This is a genomic window from Pseudomonas sp. ENNP23 (genome assembly GCF_001728945.1).
GTDB lineage: Bacteria > Pseudomonadota > Gammaproteobacteria > Pseudomonadales > Pseudomonadaceae > Metapseudomonas > Metapseudomonas otitidis.
Window position 1 is genome coordinate 1 of record NZ_LYSP01000113.1, and the last position, 700, is coordinate 700.

Genomic DNA, 700 nt, shown 5'->3' on the forward strand with positions numbered 1-700 from the left:
CTGTAGTGGTCAACTAAATCCGGACACTTGGTTAGGCCGAACCTCGGCTTGTGCTGGCGGTATCCCGTCATTGTGGTGATGTGGACGCCGCCAGTTGTAGTAATCCATCAGGTAATAACTGATATCCCGCTTTGCTTCCCGCAAGCTCATATATCCCATAGCCGGGAGCCACTCTGATTTCAGGCTTCTGAACAACCGTTCCATCGGGGCGTTATCCCAGCAGTTGCCACGCCGACTCATACTCTGGGTCATGCGATAGCGCCACAGTCGTTGCCGAAATGCCCGGCTAGCCATATTGGCTGCCCTGGTCAGAGTGAAATAGCACACCGGATGGGCAACCCCGCTGCTGATAGGCCATCTCCAGTGCTTTGATTGCCAATTCTGCATCAGGTTTATCAGACATCGCCCAGCCCACGACCCGCCGGGTGTGCAGGTCAAGAACCGCTGCCAGGTAATGCCAACGACCACCTGCCCAGACGTAGGTGATATCGCCACACCACACCTGATTGGGTTGCTGGACATCAAATTCGCGGGCCAGCAGATTGGGAATGTCCGGTCGTTCAGACCGAGCGACCTGATAGCGATGAGCGCCCGGTTGCTTGGATACCAACTCGGCTTCCTTCATCAGGTTACGTACTTTGAATCGGCCAATCTGATACCCCAACTCCCGCATCATCGACATCAAGGCACGGCTGCCCGC

Annotated in this window: 1 pseudogene; it reads right to left on the reverse strand. The window is 55.9% G+C overall.

The window, feature by feature from the left end:
- Nucleotides 1-9 precede the first annotated feature (9 nt).
- Nucleotides 10-700, reverse strand: a pseudogene (locus A9G05_RS26260) (IS3 family transposase); the annotation flags it as partial.